1 protein-coding gene is annotated in these 511 nt (G+C 69.9%); it reads right to left on the reverse strand.

The window, feature by feature from the left end:
* A partial coding sequence (locus NZU74_20885) for an RNA recognition motif domain-containing protein (GenBank protein MCS6883777.1) occupies positions 1-511 on the reverse strand: 511 nt, incomplete at both ends.

Raw genomic sequence — 511 nt, forward strand, 5'->3', positions numbered from 1 at the left:
AGCGCCTGCAACGTGGCCAGCTCACGCGCGCGCTCCAGCTGCAGCGCCATCAGCGCGCTAAGCACGCCGATGAAGGCGACGATGACGGCCAGCAGGCGCAGCGCATTGGTGATGGCAAACGTGCGGTCGAAGACGACCAGCGCCTGCTCGCGCAGCGCGCGGTTCACCTGCACCTGCAGCGCCGTGCCGCTCAGGGCCGCGCGCAGGTCGTCGGCCAAACGCGCCACCTCCACGCCCGGCGCAGCGTACACGGCCAGGCCCGAAATCTCGCGGTCGTCCCAGAACTGCTCGTACACGTTCCGGCTGATGAGCACGCGGCCCCGGTCGGAAGCGTAGTCGTAGTACACGGCGACGACGGGGAAGGTGTGTTCGCCACGGTCGGTGCGCAGGGTCACCGCGCCGCCCTGCGGCGGCAGGCTGCGCCGAAAGGCAAACGGCTCGCTCACGATGACCGCCCCGTTCTGCATCTCGCGCCAGATCGCGTCCGGGTCGCCGTTGGCATAGCGGTACA

It is taken from the genome of Chloroflexaceae bacterium (assembly GCA_025057155.1).
Lineage (GTDB): Bacteria > Chloroflexota > Chloroflexia > Chloroflexales > Chloroflexaceae > JACAEO01.